Source organism: Pseudomonas sp. Fl5BN2 (genome assembly GCF_009908205.1).
Taxonomy (GTDB): domain Bacteria; phylum Pseudomonadota; class Gammaproteobacteria; order Pseudomonadales; family Pseudomonadaceae; genus Aquipseudomonas.
The window spans coordinates 101,281-119,010 of record NZ_JAAARL010000022.1 but is presented as its reverse complement, the minus strand read 5'-3'; the positions used below and the strand labels follow the sequence as shown (position 1 = coordinate 119,010).

Here is a 17,730-nt window from a genome sequence, read left to right as displayed (position 1 = left end):
GGCTGCAACGGTAGCGCCACACCGTTGCAGGTCAGCACATGACGCTGGGCCACTAACCCGCTGACCTTGACCTGCAGGCGTTCCAGGGAAGAGTCGACATAACGCACGGCGCCCCCGGGCGCGCCTTCCTCCCCCAGCACATGCCAGGGCTCCAGAGCCTGGCGCAACTCCAATTCAATGCCGCTGACCGCGTAGTCGCCCACCTTGGGAAAACGGAACTCCAGGTGCGCGGCAAACCATTCGGCGCGCAGCGGATATCCCGCGACGTTCAACTCGACCAGCACATCGGCGAAATCCTGTTCGATGAAATGCGGCAGCAGGAAGCGATCGTGCAACTCGGTGCCCCAGCGCGCCAGCTTGTCCGGGGCATAGGGTTCGCGCCAGAAACGCGCCACCAGCGCCCGCAGCAACAACTGCTGGACCAGGCTCATACGTGCATGGGGGGGCATTTCAAAGGCCCGCAGTTCCAGCAGGCCGAGGCGCCCAGTGGGGCCGTCCGGCGAGTACAGCTTGTCGATGCAGAACTCGGCGCGGTGAGTGTTGCCAGTGACATCGATCAGCAGGTTGCGCAACAGCCGGTCCACCAGCCAAGGGGCGCACTCTTCTCCGGGCTCGGGCATCTGCGCGAAGGCTATTTCCAGTTCGTACAGCGCATCGTTGCGCGCCTCGTCGACCCTTGGTGCCTGAGAGGTCGGGCCGATGAACAAGCCGGAAAACAGGTAGGACAGCGACGGGTGATTGTGCCAGTAGCTGATCAGGCTGCGCAGCAGGTCGGGGCGCCGCAGGAACGGCGAGTCCGCCGGGGTTGCCCCACCAAGAACAAAATGGTTGCCGCCACCGGTACCGGTATGACGCCCATCGATCATGAATTTCTCACTGGTCAGGCGAGTCTGCCGAGCCTGCTCGTAGAGGAACTCGGTGCGCTCTACCAACTCGTCCCAGCTAACGGAGGGCTGCACGTTGACTTCGATTACCCCCGGATCCGGGGTCACCCGGAAGTTGCACAGGCGCGGGTCCGCCGGCGGCTCGTAGCCCTCCAGCAGCACCGGACAGCGCAGCTCGTCGGCGGTGGCCTCGATCACGCCGACTAGCTGCAGATAATCCTCAAGCCGTTCCAGAGGAGGCATGAACAGGTACAACCGCCCCTCGCGCGCTTCGGCACACAGGGCGGTGCGAGTCAGCCAATCCGCAGATTGATCGACCTGCGGCACGCGCTCATCCAACGCCGCCGGTTCACTGACTGCGTGCAATTGCGCACGGTCCGGCAGTTCGGCGAAGTCCTGGTTCGGATCGGTGGGATGAATGAAGGGATATTCCGCCGCCGTCACCCAAGGCTGGGAAGCCAGGGGCAATCGATAACCCAGCGGCGAGTCCCCGGGCACCAGGCGGCAATGGCTGTCTCGTAAGTACCAGCGCCCGCTCTGCCATTGATCACCCTGGGCAGTGCGGGCCAGAGGCAGCACCTGGCCAATGACCTTGTCCAGCCCCTGACTGAAGACCTTGCGCAGGCGCTGGCGCTCCTGGGCATCCTCGAGTCGCGAGTCCTCGGCGCTGACATTCAACGGCAGGCAGCCCTCGCGCCACAGGTAGTAGAAGTTGTCCTCATAGGCGGGAAACACAAAGCGCGCTGGCAGCTTCAGGCGCTCGGCGACGCTGGCGAGAAAGCGCTCGGCCAACTGCGCGTCGGCGCCGTAATCCTCATGTTCGTCGGCGATCAACGCACTGTTCTGCCAGATCGGCACAGCGTCGCGCCGCCAGTGGCAGTTCAGCGACCAGCGCGGCAGCTGTTCCCCCGGGTACCACTTGCCCTGGCCAAAGTGCACCAGCCCCTTGGGGGCGTAGTGCTGGCGCAGGCGCTGGAACAGTTCGCCGGACAGGCGCCGTTTGTTAGCCCCCAGGGCCGCGGTGTTCCACTCGGCGCTATCCGGGTCGTCGATGGCGACAAAGGTCGGCTCGCCGCCCATGGTCAGGCGCACATCGCCCTCCAGCAGATCGGCATCGATCTTCCGGCCCAGGGCCTGGATCGCCAGCCATTGCTCGTCGGTGTAGGGCTTGGTCACCCGGGGGGCTTCCCAGATTCGCTCCACACTCATTTCATGGCTGAATTCGCACTCGCAAGGCTCCACCAGACCAGTGATAGGCGCCGCTGAAGACGGATCGGGGCTACACGCCAGGGGAATGTGCCCTTCTCCAGCGAACAGCCCAGAGGTGGCATCCAGGCCAATCCAGCCGGCACCGGGCAGATACACTTCGCACCAGGCGTGCAAGTCGGTGAAATCCACCTCGGTGCCCGAAGGACCATCCAGGGATTTGACGTCCGCCGTCAGCTGGATCAGGTAACCAGAGACAAAACGCGCCGCCAGGCCCAGATTGCGCAACAGTTGCACCAGCAACCAAGCCGAGTCGCGGCAGGATCCGGAAGCATTGAGCAGGGTTTGCTCCGGGGTCTGCACGCCAGACTCCATGCGGATCAGGTAGGCGATGTCGGCACTGAGCCGCTGATTCAAGCCCACCAGGAAGTCCACTGCCGGCAGCGGCGTGCGTGGGATACCGTCCAGGTAGGCCTGGAACCTCGGCGTCAGGGGCAAGGTTTGCAGATACGGCGCGAGTTCACGCTGCTCATCGGAAGCGTAGGCAAAGGGAATCTGTTCCGCGTAAGGCTCAAGGAAGAAGTCGAACGGATTGAACACCGCCATCTCCGCCAGTAGATCCACCTCGATCCGTAGCTCAGCGGTTTTCTCCGGAAACACCAGGCGCGCCAGATAGTTGCCCTGGGGGTCCTGCTGCCAGTTGATGAAATGCTGCTCGGGCTGGACCTTCAGCGCATAGGAGAGGATTCGCGTGCGGCTGTGGGCAGCCGGGCGCAGGCGGACGATCTGCGGGCCCAGTTCGACGGCGCGGTCGTAGCGATAGTGCGTGACATGGTGCAATGCGACATGAATCGACACGGCGTGCCTCCTGCGGGCCTGAGCGGTGGAGCAACCCGCGCAAGAGTTATGCCAGCGCACAAGTCCGCAGGTTTGCTCAGCGACTCAGCGCAGTACAGCACTAAAATCGCGCACCGGTGCATCGGCGTGCAAGCTGCCGCACTCAAATGCACCGGGCTCTGCCGGACTCATCAGCGCCGCTACCGGGCGGCTTTCTTGACACGTTGTCGCTCGTGGCGGACTTCCAGCAATTTCTCACGCATTTCCCGGTGCCGCTTGCTATTGAGTAGCAGCAACCCAAGCAACGGCAGCAGGATTGCGAACAGATACACACCCTGGTGAGGGCGGTACTGGATCATCGGTATGGTCATTGCCAGGCAGCCAAGAAAATACCCGGCCACCACCCACACCGCCCAGGAGCGGCCACGGATGATCAACAGATTGCCAAGGACCAGCAGCGGCATCAGCACCATCAGGGCAATCCCCAGATAGTCGGTGCGCTGAGCTGACAGCAGATCACGCCAATAGGTGGTGCCCGCCAGGGACAGCAAGGCCGAAGCGCTGAAACAGCCCAACAGCACCGTGAACATGAAAATCGGGAAGTAGCGCGCGAGAAACGCCCGCATCGATCCGCCGCCGAGCATTTTCATTCGTCGAACTCCTCATACAGGCCCAAGGCCAGGGTCTTGCCTTCCTTCAGCAGGCCGCTCCTGTTGCTGCCCCAGACCGATAGGCCGGCGCCCACGGAGTCCTTGATCTGAGTCAGCGTGGCATGGCGGATCTCGGCCGAGCTGTAGCGCTTGGGCAACGCTCCGGTGCGTTGTCGCAGCTTCAGCAGCTTGGGCGTCAGGCCAGGGTCGCGCAGGGTCAGCAGTTCGCGGGTGAGCTTGGCTCGCTCCTGGCGATTGAGCCCACGCAGCAGCTGGTACCAGCTCTTGCCGATGCCGGAGGCCTTGTTGGCCTTGAGCAGCTTGACCGTGGTCAGCGCCGAGCCGCCCACTCCCACCAGGGATATTCCATCGAGAATCGGTGACACGGTGGTGTACCACTCGGCATCGTCCATCTCGTCATTGGCATCGGGGTTGTGGATTTCATTCAGCACCCGCAGGCCACCGATTCCGCACTGGGCGGTACCGGCTGACGCAGCGGCAATCCCCAGGCCGACCATGAACGCACTGGCCCCCGCCGTGAACGGCACCGCAATGCTGCCGCTGAACACCACGATCCAGCCCAGCAGCGCGGCGCCACAGGACAGCGTGGTATTCACCGCCTCAGTGGTCAGGCGCGACTCGCGGGGGTTCTTCTTCACCTGTTCGATAAACTGCTGGGGCGTGATGTACTTCTTGGCCTCACGCAGGATCAGCCGCTTGGGGGTAATGCTGCAGATCGGCTTGAACTCGCGCAGGGTCACCACATTGAAGTCGGCGTCGATGTACACCACCCCGGCGCCGACAATCGCCGGATCGGAATCGATGGCGGCGAACAGCCGTGGCAGGTCAATCTCGCTTTCGATGCGTTGGCGGGCGAAAAACTGCGAGCGATTGGAATCCATGCCGATGCCGGCTAACAGGCTGGTCACGCTATTCATCCTTGAACTGAAGAAGACATCTACCACCGGTGCCAAGCACCAACCTGGCGGTAGCCTGTTGAAAAACCGCGCCACCTTAACAAAGCTCAGGGTGTTTGTTGACCGCCCGCCGGCAAATAAAACCAGTCGCCATAACGGCAAAACGCCAGCTCTGCGGCTGGCGTTTTGGGGGTTTAGCGCGGTACCACCGGCTTGCGGGTCGGCTTGTTGCCTTTGCCCTTGGCCGCGTCGGCACGCTCTTTAGCAGCCTGTTTGTTACGGGCAAATGCCGCAGCCTTGGCCTGTTCACGCTTGTCCCAGGCGTTGCCGCCGTCACTGGCCCGCGGCGGCAGGCCGGTGTGCTGGGTAAGGATCTTGGTTTCCTTGCCCACCTTGTGGCTGCCGGCCGGCGTCGAGTTCTTGCGCCGGGCGCTCTGGTAGCTATCGGTCGCCGGCTGATGGGTCGGAATCAGCTGATTCTTGCCCGGGCCGATCAGGTCGCCACGGCCCATGCGCAGCAGGGCCTCGCGCAGCATCGGCCAGCCTTTCGGATCGTGATAACGCAGGAACGCCTTGTGCAGGCGACGCTGTTCCTCGCTCTTGACGATGGTCACTTCGCCACTCTTGTAGGTGACCTTGCGCAGCGGGTTCTTGCCCGAATGGTACATGGCGGTAGCGGTGGCCATCGGCGACGGGTAGAAGGCCTGTACCTGATCGGCACGGAAGCCGTTGCCCTTGAGCCACAGGGCCAGGTTCATCATGTCTTCATCGGTGGTGCCCGGGTGGGCGGCGATGAAGTATGGAATCAGGTACTGCTCCTTGCCGGCTTCCTTGGAGTACTTCTCGAACATCCGCTTGAACCGGTCATAACTGCCGATGCCCGGCTTCATCATCTGGTTGAGTGGACCTTCCTCAGTGTGTTCCGGGGCGATCTTCAGGTAGCCACCCACGTGGTGGGTCACCAGCTCCTTGACGTACTCCGGCGATTCCACCGCCAGGTCGTAGCGCAGGCCCGAAGCGATGAGGATCTTCTTCACCCCCGGCAGCGCACGGGCGCTGCGGTACAGCTGGATCAGCGACGAGTGATCGGTGTTCAGGTTCGGGCAGATGCCAGGGAACACGCAAGACGGCTTGCGGCACGCGGATTCGATTTCCGGGGTCTTGCAGGCAATGCGATACATGTTCGCGGTCGGGCCGCCGAGGTCGGAGATCACCCCGGTAAAACCCGGGACCTTGTCGCGGATTTCTTCGATCTCGCGAATGATCGACTCTTCGGAACGGTTCTGGATGATCCGCCCTTCGTGCTCGGTAATGGAGCAGAAAGTACAGCCACCGAAGCAGCCACGCATGATGTTCACCGAGAAACGAATCATGTCGTACGCCGGGATCTTTTCCTTGCCATAGACCGGGTGCGGAATGCGCTGATACGGCATGCCGAACACGTAGTCCATTTCCTCGGTGGTCATGGGAATCGGCGGCGGATTGAACCAGACATCGACCTCGCCATGTTTCTGCACCAGCGCGCGGGCGTTGCCCGGGTTGGTTTCCAGATGCAGCACGCGGTTGGCGTGGGCGTACAGGACTGGATCGTTGCGCACCTTCTCCATGGACGGCAGGCGGATCACGGTCTTGTCCCGAGTCATCCGCGGGCTGGCAAGAATCTGCACCACCTTGGCTTCCTGAGGATCTTCAACCGGTCCCTTGTCCTGCTCGATGGCGCAAGCCTGGGTGTCCTGGGTATTCACGTAGGGGTTGATGATCTTGTCGACCTTGCCCGGACGGTCAATACGCGTGGAATCCACTTCGTACCAGTCTTTAGGCGTGTCGCGGCGAATGAAGGCCGTACCGCGCACGTCGGTAATGTCTTCGATCTTGTGGCCGTAGGACAGGCGCTGGGCGACTTCGACAATCGCCCGTTCGGCGTTGCCGTAGAGCAGGATGTCGGCGCTGGCATCGATCAGGATCGAGTTGCGAACCCGGTCCTGCCAGTAGTCGTAGTGGGCGATGCGGCGCAGGGAAGCCTCAATGCCGCCAAGGACGATTGGCACATTCTTGTAGGCTTCCTTGCAGCGCTGGCTGTACACCAGGCTGGCGCGATCCGGACGCTTGCCCGCCAGGCCACCCGGGGTGTAGGCGTCGTCGGAACGGATCTTCTTGTCGGCGGTGTAGCGGTTGATCATCGAGTCCATGTTGCCGGCGGCGACGCCGAAGAACAGGTTCGGCTCGCCGAGCTTCATGAAGTCGTCTTTGGACTGCCAGTTGGGCTGGGCGATGATCCCGACGCGAAAGCCCTGGGACTCCAGCAGCCGGCCGATGATCGCCATGCCGAACGACGGGTGATCGACGTAGGCATCACCGGTGACGATGATGATGTCGCATGAATCCCAGCCGAGCTGATCCATCTCCTCCCTGCTCATGGGCAGGAATGGCGCTGGCCCGAAACATTCGGCCCAGTACTTTGGATAGTCAAATAACGGCTTGGCTGCTTGCATGTCGATGACCGGTGTTGGCGTAGAAGAGGACGCGTGGATTTACGGGAAATTCGCGGGCGCGGAATATAGCACAAAAAATAACCAATTCCGACCGCAATGGTCGGAATTCAGTGTGACCCGCTGCACCGGCATGCCGGCACCAGGAGAGCCCAGACGGGTTATTCGTCGTCGTCGAAGTTGTAACTGCCCGGTGCGAGGTTCTCGAAGCGCGTGTACTTGCCGATGAAGGCCAGGCGGACAAAGCCGATGGGGCCGTTCCGCTGCTTGCCGATGATGATCTCGGCGATGCCTTTGTGCTCGGTTTCCGGGTGATAGACCTCGTCCCGGTAGACGAACATGATGACGTCGGCGTCCTGCTCGATCGCTCCGGATTCGCGCAAGTCGGAGTTGATCGGGCGCTTGTTCGGCCGTTGCTCCAGGGAGCGGTTGAGCTGTGACAGCGCCACCACCGGGCAATTGAATTCCTTGGCCAGAGCCTTCAAGGAACGGGAGATCTCGGAAATTTCGTTGGTCCGGTTGTCGCCGCCCGAACCCGGGATCTGCATCAATTGCAGGTAGTCGATCATGATCAGCCCGACGTCACCGTGCTCGCGGACCAGGCGCCGGGTCCGTGCGCGCATTTCCGACGGGCTGATGCCCGCGGTATCGTCGATGAACAGTTTGCGGTCATTGAGCAAGTTGACCGCCGAGGTCAGGCGCGGCCAGTCGTCATCTTCCAGCTGACCGGAACGGACCTTGGTCTGGTCGATACGGCCGAGGGACGACAACATACGCATGATCAGCGATTCACCTGGCATTTCCAGGGAGTACACCAGCACCGCCTTGTCGCTGCGCAGTACCGCGTTCTCCACCAGGTTCATCGCAAAGGTGGTCTTGCCCATCGACGGACGGCCAGCAACGATGATCAGGTCGGCCGGCTGCAGGCCACTGGTCTTCTCGTCGAGATCGGTGTAGCCGGTGGACAGCCCGGTAATCGCGTTGTCGGTGTTGAACAAGGTGTCGATACGGTCGATGGCCTTGGTCAGCAGGTCATTCACGCTCACCGGGCCGCCGGTTTTTGGCCGGGCCTCGGCGATCTGGAAGATCTGTCGCTCAGCTTCGTCGAGAATCTCTTCCGCCGTACGGCCTTCGGGGTTGAATGCACTGTCGGCGATCTCGGTAGCGATGCCGATCAATTGCCGCAAGGTTGCCCGCGCACGAACGATCTGCGCATAGGCCTTGATGTTGGCCACCGACGGGGTGTTCTTCGCCAGCTCGCCGAGGTAGCCCAGGCCACCCACCTGGGACGTCTGGCCTTCCTTGTCCAATTGCTCGGACAGGGTGACCACGTCGATCGGCATGTTCTGATCGGCCAGCTTGGCGATCGCGCGGAAGATCAGGCGGTGGTCATGCCGATAGAAGTCGCCGTCCGAGACTTGATCAAGCACACGCTCCCAGGCGTTGTTGTCCAGCATCAGACCACCGAGCACGGCCTGTTCGGCCTCGATGGAATGCGGCGGCACCTTCAGGGCAGCGGTTTGCAGATCGTATTGCTCGGGAGCGGAGATATCGTTCATGGCCACTTGGAATTCGGGGGGGTGTGGAAATCAGGATCAGCAGAAAGACAAAGGGCACGACCTGTAAACAGGATCGTGCCCGATGTTACCGACAAGCACCCGAGGGTGCCAGCCGACAAGTGCTGCTTAAGCAGCCACCACAACAACGCGTACGGTTGCTTCAACTTCAGCGTGCAAGTGCACGGCTACGTCGAATTCGCCTACGTTGCGGATGGTGCCGTTCGGCAGACGAACTTCGCTTTTTGCAACTTCAACGCCAGAGGCGGTCAGTGCATCAGCGATATCGTGGGTACCGATCGAACCGAACAGCTTGCCTTCGTCACCGGCGGTGGCAGTGATAGTCACTTCCAGCTCAGCCAGTTGGGCAGCGCGGCTTTCAGCCGAAGTTTTACGGTCTGCAGCCAGTTTTTCCAGCTCAGCACGACGCTCTTCGAACGCAGCCAGGTTGGCAGCGGTCGCAGCGGTGGCTTTGCCGTAAGGCAGCAGGTAGTTACGGCCGTAACCAGCCTTAACATTCACTTTGTCGCCCAGGTTGCCCAGGTTGGCGACTTTTTCCAGAAGGATCAGTTGCATGTGAAAATCCTCTTAACTTTTAACCTTCACCGTTCGCAGAGCCGTCATCGGCGTCTTTCGGCGCCAAACGACCGCGAAAATCAATCAGGCTGTCAACAATGGTCAGGACCACGAGCAACGGGACGAGCAGGTGCATCAAAGGCAGCAGCGTGACGTAAACCCCGACCAGCCAGAAATTGGCCAGTCTTTTCTGCGCCACCAGCCCGTGCATCAGGGCCAGCCCGGCGAGGACCAGTGGTACGCTGCAAAACGGCACCAGAATCCACATTTGCGGGCTCAGAATCGGCCCCACAAACATCAATGCCAGCAGCAACATCAAGGGTCCCTTGGGGATTCTGATCTGGCGAAATTCGCGACCAAAACCACCGGGGTTGTACAACGACGCTTGCCAGTAGCGCCCAAGAATCAGGCACAGCACGCTGAAGACCTGGAACATCATCGCAATCGAACCGATCACCATAGGTGCAACGAGTGAGGCGAGGTTGGCTCGCTGATCTACCGAAAGCTGCTGGTAGACCTCACCCAACATCAGTGGCAGGACCTTTACAAGTTCCTGCGTCACCGCATCGACAAAGGGACTGAACAACGTCCCCAATATCGCTACACACAACAGCGCAATCGCCACGCTCGCCAACAGCACACGATTCCAGGAGTGGCCGGCGCGCAACACCAGCGCCAGACCGCAAGACCCAAGCAGCACCAACAGTGCACTGGGGTCTTTCTGGAAGTGCCAGCAAATCAATGCTGAAAGCACCCCGACTCCGAGGACGCCAAGGGCGTCCGAACCGCGCCGAAGGAGCACAAGGCAACCCGCAGCGGCACTCAACCAGAACAACAGCGGCAATGCCGCAGATCCGGCCACGACTAACGTGGCCTGCACACGACCGCGCATGATGAACTCAGCTAAGGCGCGCATGCATTCAATCCCTTACTACTTGTCGACAGCCCGGTCTCAGCGGCCGTGGCTGTCGGTGTAGGCCAGCAGGGCCAGGAAGCGGGCGCGCTTGATAGCGGTGGCCAGCTGACGCTGATAACGAGCTTTGGTACCGGTGATGCGGCTTGGAACGATTTTGCCGGTCTCGGATACATAAGCTTTCAGAGTGTTGAGATCTTTGTAATCGATCTCTTTCACGTCTTCAGCGGTGAAGCGGCAGAATTTACGACGACGGAAGAAACGTGCCATGTAATTGGCTCCTCAAAAGGTCCGTGGATTACTCGTCAGCGTTATCGCTGGCGTCGCTGTTATCGCTGTCATCGCCATCGGCGCTGTCAGAATGCTCAGGACGGTCACGACGCTCACGGCGCTCACTGCGGTTTTCTTCAGCCTTGAGCATCTCGGATTGGCCGGTAACGGCTTCTTCGCGACGGATGACCAGGTTACGGATCACTGCATCGTTGTAACGGAAGTTGTCTTCCAGTTCAGCCAGGGCTTTACCGGTGCACTCAACGTTCAGCATCACGTAGTGAGCCTTGTGAACATTGTTGATTGCGTAGGCCAGTTGACGACGGCCCCAATCTTCCAGACGGTGGATTTTGCCGCCGTCTTCTTCGATCAGCTTGGTGTAACGCTCAACCATGCCGCCGACTTGCTCGCTTTGATCCGGGTGGACCAAAAAGATGATTTCGTAATGACGCATGAATGCTCCTTACGGGTTGTAGCCTGCCGCCTATAAGCGGTCAGACAAGGAGTGAATGACACTTGTGTGTCTTGCCAGAGATAGGCACATATGCGCCTGCCGTCACGGCAAGGGGCGCAATTGTAGAGAAGGGGGAACAGCGGCGCAAGGCAATTGGTGATTATTTGAACAACAACCTATAGGAGCCTGCTTGCCGGCGATGGACGGCAGCATGCGGTCCGCCGGCAAGCCGACTCCTATAGAAGAGCGTCAGGACTTCTTGGTCTTGGCGCTGCGTTGACGCATGGCTTCAAAGAGACACACGCCAGTGGCCACGGACACGTTGAGACTGCTGACACTGCCAGCCATTGGCAGGCGCACCAGGTAGTCGCAATGCTCACGAGTCAGGCGACGCATGCCCTTGCCTTCCGCCCCCATGATGATGATGGTCGGGCCAGTGAGGTCCTGATCGTACAACTCCTGCTCAGCCTCGCCGGCAGTGCCGACGATCCACAGACCACGCTGCTGGAGTTTTTCCAGGGTGCGCGCGAGGTTGGTCACGGCCACCAACGGAATCACTTCCGCAGCACCGCAGGCCACTTTACGCACGGTCGGCGTCAAGGTTGCCGACTTGTCCTTGGGCACCAACACAGCCAAGGCACCTGCCGCATCGGCGGTGCGCAAGCAAGCGCCGAGGTTGTGCGGATCGGTCACGCCATCGAGCACCAACAACAGCGGCGCGCCTTCGGTGCGATCCAATAGCTCATCGAGCATGGCTTCGCCCCACACCTGGCTCGGACTGACCTCCGCCACCACGCCCTGATGCACACCCTCAACCCAAGCGTCCATTTCACGCCGCTCGGCCTGACCGACAGAAACCCGGTTCTGCGCCGCCAGATCCACCAACGCCTGAACCCGAGGCTCACTGCGCCCTTCAGCCAACCAGATCTGCTTGACCCGCTTGGGATGGTGACGCAGCAATGCTTCCACAGCATGCACGCCGTAGATCTTTTCCAACTGACTCATGACTTGGCCTTAGGTTTACGCGCCCCAGAGCTTTTCGCACCGGAAGCGGAGCCCGCCTTGGGCGGACCTTTACGATGTTTGCTCGGCTTGGCGGGCTTGTCGCTATTTCTTGCAGGAGCCGACTTGCCGGACTTTCCACCAGAAGCCGCCTTGCCACCGCTTTTCGCTTCAGTCAGCAGCGCCTGCTTCATTTCACGACTTTTGCGCAGTTCGGCATTTTTCGCCGCAGCATCGCTCGGACGATAAGCCTCACCGGCCTTTTCCTTGGTGGAGCTGCGACGTCCGGCCTTGGCCGGAGCAGACGCCTCGACAGTTTTGCTCACGGGCGCATCCGCAGTGCCGCGTTTTTTTCGACCGATCGGGGCGCTGATGGTTTTTTCTGCCATCTCGAAATCGATCTTGCGCTCGTCGAGGTCGACGCGCATCACCCGCACTTCCACGGTGTCACCCAGGCGGAAGCTGCGACCGGTGCGCTCGCCCGCCAGGCGGTGATGCACAGGATCGAAGTGGTAGTAGTCACCCGGCAAGGCGGTGACGTGCACCAGGCCTTCAACGTAGATATCGGTCAACTCGACGAACAGACCAAAGCCGGTAACCGCCGTGATCACCCCCGGGAAAGACTCACCCACGCGATCCTTCATGAACTCGCACTTGAGCCAGTTCACCACGTCGCGAGTAGCCTCGTCGGCGCGGCGCTCGCTCATCGAGCACTGCTCGCCGAGCTGCTCCAGAATTGCCTCATCGTACGGATAGATACGCGCCTTCGGAATCGTCATTGCTCCAGCGCGACGCACGTGTGGCGTGTCCTGCTTGGAGTGGATGACACTGCGAATGGCCCGGTGGGTCAGCAGGTCTGGGTAACGACGGATCGGCGAGGTGAAGTGGGTATAGGCTTCGTAATTCAGGCCGAAGTGACCCTGGTTATCGGCGCTATACACCGCCTGGCTCAGGGAGCGCAGCATCACGGTCTGGATCAAGTGGTAATCCGGACGGTCCTTGATGGTTTCCAGCAGAGCCTGATAGTCCTTCGGCGTTGGACCATTCTTGCCCTTATGCAGGGACAAGCCCAGTTCGCCAAGGAAAGCACGGAGCTTTTCCAGACGCTCCGGCGGCGGACCATCGTGCACCCGGTACAGAGCCGGAATCTCGTGCTTCTTGAGGAACTCGGCAGTGGCCACGTTGGCCGCCAGCATGCATTCCTCGATCAGCTTGTGAGCATCGTTGCGCGTGGTCGGACGAATCTCGGCAATCTTGCGCTCGGAACCGAAGATGATCCGGGTTTCCTGGGTTTCGAAGTCGATGGCACCACGGGCATGCCGGGCACCGAGCAGGACCTTGTACAGCGCATACAGCTGCTTGAGGTGCGGCACGACGTCAGCGTATTCACCACGCAACTGCTTGGCTTCGGTGGTTTTCGGCTGTTCGAGAATAGCGCTGACCTTGTTGTAGGTCAGACGCGCCTTGGAGTGGATCACCGCCTCGTAGAACTGATAGTCGGTCATCTCGCCGGACTTGGAGATGGTCATTTCGCAGACCATGGCCAAACGATCGACTTTCGGATTCAGCGAGCACAGTCCGTTGGACAACTGCTCGGGCAGCATCGGGATCACCCGCTCAGGGAAATATACCGAGTTGCCGCGCACCTGAGCCTCAGCGTCCAGGGCCGAACCGATCTTCACGTAGCTGGAGACGTCGGCAATCGCCACGTACAGTTTCCAGCCGCCACCGAATAGGCGCAGCTTGCCAGGCTTGGCTTCGCAGAAGACCGCATCATCGAAGTCCCGGGCGTCTTCACCGTCGATGGTGACGAACGGCAGATCACGCAGGTCGATGCGCTTCTCTTTGTCCTTGTCCTCCACTTCCGGCTTAAGCTTGGCAGCTTCCTTGAGTACGGCTTCAGGCCATACATGAGGAATATCGTAGGTGCGCAGGGCAACGTCGATTTCCATGCCGGGGGCCATGTAGTTGCCCACCACCTCTACCACGTCACCTTGCGGCTGGAAGCGCGGCGTCGGCCAGTGAGTGATCTTCACCTCAACGAACTGACCGACCTTGGCATTGGCGTTGCGCCCCGGAGTCACTAGCACTTCCTGCTGGATCTTCGGGTTATCCGCCACCACGAAGCCGATACCGCCTTCTTCGAAGTAACGGCCAACAATGCTTTCGTGAGCACGGGACACCACTTCGACGATCACGCCTTCGCGACGACCACGGCGGTCCAGGCCAGAAACCCGGGCCAGAGCGCGATCGCCATCGAACACTAGGCGCATTTGCGCAGGGCTCATGAACAGGTCGTCGCTGCCGTCGTCCGGCACCAGGAAACCAAAGCCATCGCGGTGACCGCTTATGCGGCCGAGAATCAGGTCGAGCTTGTCTACCGGCGCATAGGTACCGCGACGGGTGTAGATCAGTTGAGCATCGCGCTCCATGGCGCGCAGGCGGCGGCGCAGGGCTTCGAGCTGGTCCTCTGTGGTCAGACCAAACTCTTCTACCAACTGCTCGCGACTAGCAGGCGAACCCCGATCAGCAAGGTGCTGGAGGATAAGTTCGCGGCTAGGAATAGGGTTTTCGTATTTTTCCGCTTCACGAGCGGCCTCGGGATCGAGGGACTGCCAATCGGCCATTAGATAAATTTCACCTTGTCTATATGCGGGTTAGTTTGGCATACGCGTATTGAAACGGGAAATTTCAGGCTCAGACAACGCTGGAAAATCCTCCGTAGCACTCCAGAAACGCCCTTAAGCATGATTTCATCAACTTTTTTCAAGATTTTTTGATCCTCTGGGTTTACAGCTTAAAATAGCGTCCGTATAGTGCGCGCCATCGACGACGGAGACGTCAGCGATGCTGCCCAGATGGTGAAATTGGTAGACACGCCAGCTTCAGGTGCTGGTGACCGCAAGGTCGTGGAAGTTCGAGTCTTCTTCTGGGCACCAATTCAAGAGCTTGAGATTAGAACAATTTCAACGCTCAAACAAAAACCCGCGAAAGCGGGTTTTTGCATTCTAAGTGTTTGATTTAATAAAACCAAAACAGGGGTTTACAGATCAAAACGCTCTCCGTATAGTGCGCTCCATCGACACGGCGACAACGTCGATACTGCCCAGATGGTGAAATTGGTAGACACGCCAGCTTCAGGTGCTGGTGACCGCAAGGTCGTGGAAGTTCGAGTCTTCTTCTGGGCACCAATTCAAAACTTGAAAGCAGCGCTTTCAAGTCTCACAAAAACCCGCGAAAGCGGGTTTTTGCGTTTACTCCCCCCTATATCTCTCCGCCTCCTGCTACCTCCGCAAAACCCACATGAGAAACGATATCGTTTATGATTGTTACAAGTTTTTGCGACGCTACAGTGAGGAAACCTGCGAATGATGTTCAGAAATACCCTCCTTCCAACATCCCTTCTGCGCGGCTTGACCATCACTTTGCTGGGACTGACCCTGGCTTCCCCACCCACCCAAGCAGCTGATCCAGTCTCTCTGACCCTATACAACGGGCAGCACAAGGAAGTTGGCGATGCTGTCGCCAAGGCCTTCGAAGCCAAGACCGGCATACACGTCAACGTGCGCAAGGGCAGCAGCAATCAACTGGCCAGCCAGATTGTCGAAGAAGGCGAACGCTCTCCCGCCGACGTGATCTACACCGAAGAATCCCCTCCCCTGAACAAACTCGGCGAGCAAGGCCTGCTAGCCCAGAGCGATGCCACCACCCTCGCCATGCTGCCCAAGGAATATGTGGCCGGCAATGGCACCTGGATCGGCATTACCGCGCGCGTGAGGGTCGTGGCCTTCAACCCGAAACTGATCGACGAAAAAGACCTGCCCAAGTCAGTGTTGGAATTCTCCCAACCACAATGGCAAGGCAAGGTCGGCTTCGTACCCACCAGCGGCGCCTTCCAGGAACAGGCTGTGGCGATCATCAAGTTGCACGGGATGGACGCCGCCGAAGAATGGCTGACCGGCCTGCGGGCATTCGGCAAGGTTTACAGCAACAACATGGTGGCCCTAAAAGCCGTGGAAAACGCTGAAGTGGCTACAGTCCTAGTGAACAACTACTACTGGTTCGCCCTACAACGGGAAAAAGGCCAACTGGACTCGAAACTGCATTACTTTACCGACGGTGACGCCGGTGGACTGATTACCGTGTCCAGCGCGGCAGTACTCAAATCCAGCAAACACCCAAAAGAAGCCCAACAATTCCTCGCCTATATGGCCAGCGAAGACGGTCAGCAGGTGATCACCCAGACCACCGCAGAATACCCACTGCATAAAGGCATGGAATCAAACCGCGGACTCAAGCCGTTCAGCGAATTACAGGCGCCAAAAGTAACTCCGGCCGATCTCGGCAATGCCGAAGAAGCCCTGGACCTGGAACGTGACGTCGGCCTGAACTGATGAATCCATCGCTAACCGCCGCCTCAAGCTCCCGCCACACACCGCGGCGCAAGCGGCCATCTATCTGGCTGCTGCTTCCGGTCCTGCTGCTGGTCTGTCTGAGCCTGCTGCCACTGCTGTATGTCGGGCTCAAGGCCTGGCAGGCTGGCTGGGCCGAAGCCTTGCACCTGCTATGGCGCCCGTATGTGTTCCGCCTGCTGCGCAATACCTTGCTGCTCATGCTCGGAGTGACCATCACCTGCGCCGTCATCGGCTTGTCCCTGGCCTGGCTGCTGGAGCGCAGTGACCTACAAGGACGACGGTTTTGGGGTGTACTGCTGTGCCTGCCTTTCGCCGTGCCGGCCTTCGTCAGCAGTTTCACCTGGGTGTCTCTGAGCTCCGGATTCGAAGGGCTCGGCGGCGCAATCCTAGTGATGACCCTGTCCAAATACCCCCTGGTGTTCCTACCGGTTGCGGCGACCCTGCGCAATCTCGACCCTTCCCTGGAGGAGTCGGCGCGCACCCTCGGACAGAACCGCTGGGGAGTGTTCTTCAAGATCACCCTCCCCCTGCTCTGGCCCTCACTGCTGGCCGGATCACTGCTGATTGCCCTGCACATGCTGGTGGAGTTCGGCGCTCTGTCGATCATCGGCCTGCAAACCTTCACTACGGCGATCTATCAACAGTTCGAGTTGGAATTCAGCAATGCCAATGCGGCGATGCTCTCGGCAGTGCTGCTGTTACTGTGCCTGATGCTGCTAGGCCTGGAGCTGCGGGCTCGCGGCAAGGGACGACACGTGCGCACCGGCCAAGGAGCGGCGCGGCACGCCGAGCAGGTGCGCCTGGGCCGATGGTCCATGGGCGGCCAGTTGTATTGCCTGATTCTGACCCTGATTGGCAGCGGCGTTCCCTTGGCGATGCTCGCCTACTGGCTGGCAGTCGGCTCATCAGCAGCCTTCCCGGTCGCAGCCATCAGCGAGGCCCTGCTTTCCTCGCTGGCGCTGTCCCTCGGCGGCGCTGGCTTGTGCCTGGCCTTGGCGATGCCGGTTGGCCTGCTGGTAGTGCGCTACAAAGGGCGACTGGCAATCTGGGCCGAACGCCTGCCCTATCTGCTGCATGCCCTGCCAGGGCTGGTGATCGCGCTGAGCCTGGTGTACTTCGCCTTGCACTATGTGCCGGCGCTGTATCAGACCTCGGCGTTGCTGCTGATTGCCTATGCCCTGCTGTTCCTGCCGCTGGCGCAAGCGCCGATTCGCACCGCACTGAACAAGGCCGCACCGCAACTGGAAGAGGCAGCCAGAACCTTGGGAGCGTCATCGTTCAGCGCCTTTTGTCGAGTGACCCTGCCGATCATCTTCCCGGCACTGGGCGCGGCTTTTGCCCTGGTATTCCTGGATGCGATGAAAGAGCTGACCGCGACCCTGCTACTCAGCCCAACCGGATTGAATACCTTGGCCACTGAGGTCTGGGCGCATACGGCAAATGTCGAGTTTGCGGCTGCGGCGCCTTATGCGGCGCTGCTGATTCTGGTATCGGGACTGCCGGTCTATCTGTTGACGACGCGGATGTACTTGAGTCGTTGAGAGCACCTTCGCCAGCAAGC

General features: G+C 60.1%; 13 protein-coding genes and 2 tRNA genes. 4 read left to right on the top strand and 11 right to left on the bottom strand.

The window, feature by feature from the left end; translation table 11 throughout:
* The 11 genes from GV819_RS26420 to rnr form a co-directional block, all read right to left on the bottom strand.
* The coding region (locus tag GV819_RS26420; RefSeq protein ID WP_161758989.1) for a DUF2126 domain-containing protein at nt 1–2,948 on the bottom strand (2,948 nt) is incomplete at its 3' end.
* Between the two features lie 179 nt (nt 2,949–3,127).
* Nucleotides 3,128–3,571: a hypothetical protein gene (locus tag GV819_RS26415; protein WP_161758990.1), complete on the bottom strand. Its 444-nt coding sequence runs from the start codon at nt 3,569–3,571 to the stop codon at nt 3,128–3,130.
* A gap of 2 nt (nt 3,572–3,573) precedes the next feature.
* Nucleotides 3,574–4,515 (bottom strand): NAD synthetase, encoded by a 942-nt coding sequence (locus GV819_RS26410; protein ID WP_178126095.1) that lies wholly within the window; start codon nt 4,513–4,515, stop codon nt 3,574–3,576.
* Between the two features lie 173 nt (nt 4,516–4,688).
* Entirely contained in the window at nt 4,689–6,986 is a 2,298-nt protein-coding gene (locus tag GV819_RS26405) for a YgiQ family radical SAM protein (RefSeq protein WP_161758987.1), read from the bottom strand.
* Nucleotides 6,987–7,144: 158 nt separating this feature from the next.
* Nucleotides 7,145–8,542, bottom strand: coding sequence for a replicative DNA helicase (dnaB, locus tag GV819_RS26400; RefSeq protein ID WP_161758986.1), 1,398 nt, complete (start codon nt 8,540–8,542; stop codon nt 7,145–7,147).
* A 126-nt stretch (nt 8,543–8,668) separates the two neighbouring features.
* The gene (rplI, locus tag GV819_RS26395) at nt 8,669–9,115 is read right to left on the bottom strand and encodes a 50S ribosomal protein L9 (RefSeq protein ID WP_161758985.1); all 447 of its coding nucleotides are present in this window, start codon (nt 9,113–9,115) and stop codon (nt 8,669–8,671) included.
* A gap of 19 nt (nt 9,116–9,134) precedes the next feature.
* Nucleotides 9,135–10,031 carry a hypothetical protein gene (locus GV819_RS26390; protein WP_161758984.1) on the bottom strand — a complete coding sequence of 299 codons (897 nt, stop codon included), beginning with the start codon at nt 10,029–10,031 and terminating at the stop codon, nt 9,135–9,137.
* 36 nt (nt 10,032–10,067) lie between these two features.
* Nucleotides 10,068–10,298, bottom strand: coding sequence for a 30S ribosomal protein S18 (gene rpsR / locus GV819_RS26385; RefSeq protein WP_002551829.1), 231 nt, complete (start codon nt 10,296–10,298; stop codon nt 10,068–10,070).
* Nucleotides 10,299–10,326: 28 nt separating this feature from the next.
* On the bottom strand, nt 10,327–10,752 hold the full coding sequence (gene rpsF, locus GV819_RS26380) for a 30S ribosomal protein S6 (RefSeq protein WP_020299424.1): 426 nt from the start codon (nt 10,750–10,752) through the stop codon (nt 10,327–10,329).
* Nucleotides 10,753–11,001: 249 nt separating this feature from the next.
* The gene (gene rlmB / locus GV819_RS26375) at nt 11,002–11,757 is read right to left on the bottom strand and encodes a 23S rRNA (guanosine(2251)-2'-O)-methyltransferase RlmB (RefSeq protein ID WP_161758983.1); all 756 of its coding nucleotides are present in this window, start codon (nt 11,755–11,757) and stop codon (nt 11,002–11,004) included.
* Nucleotides 11,754–14,381, bottom strand: a complete 2,628-nt coding sequence (rnr, locus tag GV819_RS26370; RefSeq protein ID WP_161758982.1) for a ribonuclease R — start codon at nt 14,379–14,381, stop codon at nt 11,754–11,756. The genes rlmB and rnr overlap by 4 nt, the downstream gene beginning before the upstream one ends.
* A gap of 225 nt (nt 14,382–14,606) precedes the next feature.
* Here rnr and GV819_RS26365 point away from each other — a divergent pair.
* The 4 genes from GV819_RS26365 (at nt 14,607) to GV819_RS26350 (ending at nt 17,710) form a co-directional block, all read left to right on the top strand.
* Nucleotides 14,607–14,693, top strand: a tRNA-Leu gene (locus GV819_RS26365).
* A gap of 165 nt (nt 14,694–14,858) precedes the next feature.
* Nucleotides 14,859–14,945, top strand: a tRNA-Leu gene (locus GV819_RS26360).
* Between the two features lie 177 nt (nt 14,946–15,122).
* Nucleotides 15,123–16,148, top strand: coding sequence for an extracellular solute-binding protein (locus GV819_RS26355; protein ID WP_161758981.1), 1,026 nt, complete (start codon nt 15,123–15,125; stop codon nt 16,146–16,148).
* On the top strand, nt 16,148–17,710 hold the full coding sequence (locus GV819_RS26350; RefSeq protein WP_161758980.1) for an ABC transporter permease: 1,563 nt from the start codon (nt 16,148–16,150) through the stop codon (nt 17,708–17,710). The genes GV819_RS26355 and GV819_RS26350 overlap by 1 nt, the downstream gene beginning before the upstream one ends.
* Nucleotides 17,711–17,730 lie beyond the last annotated feature (20 nt).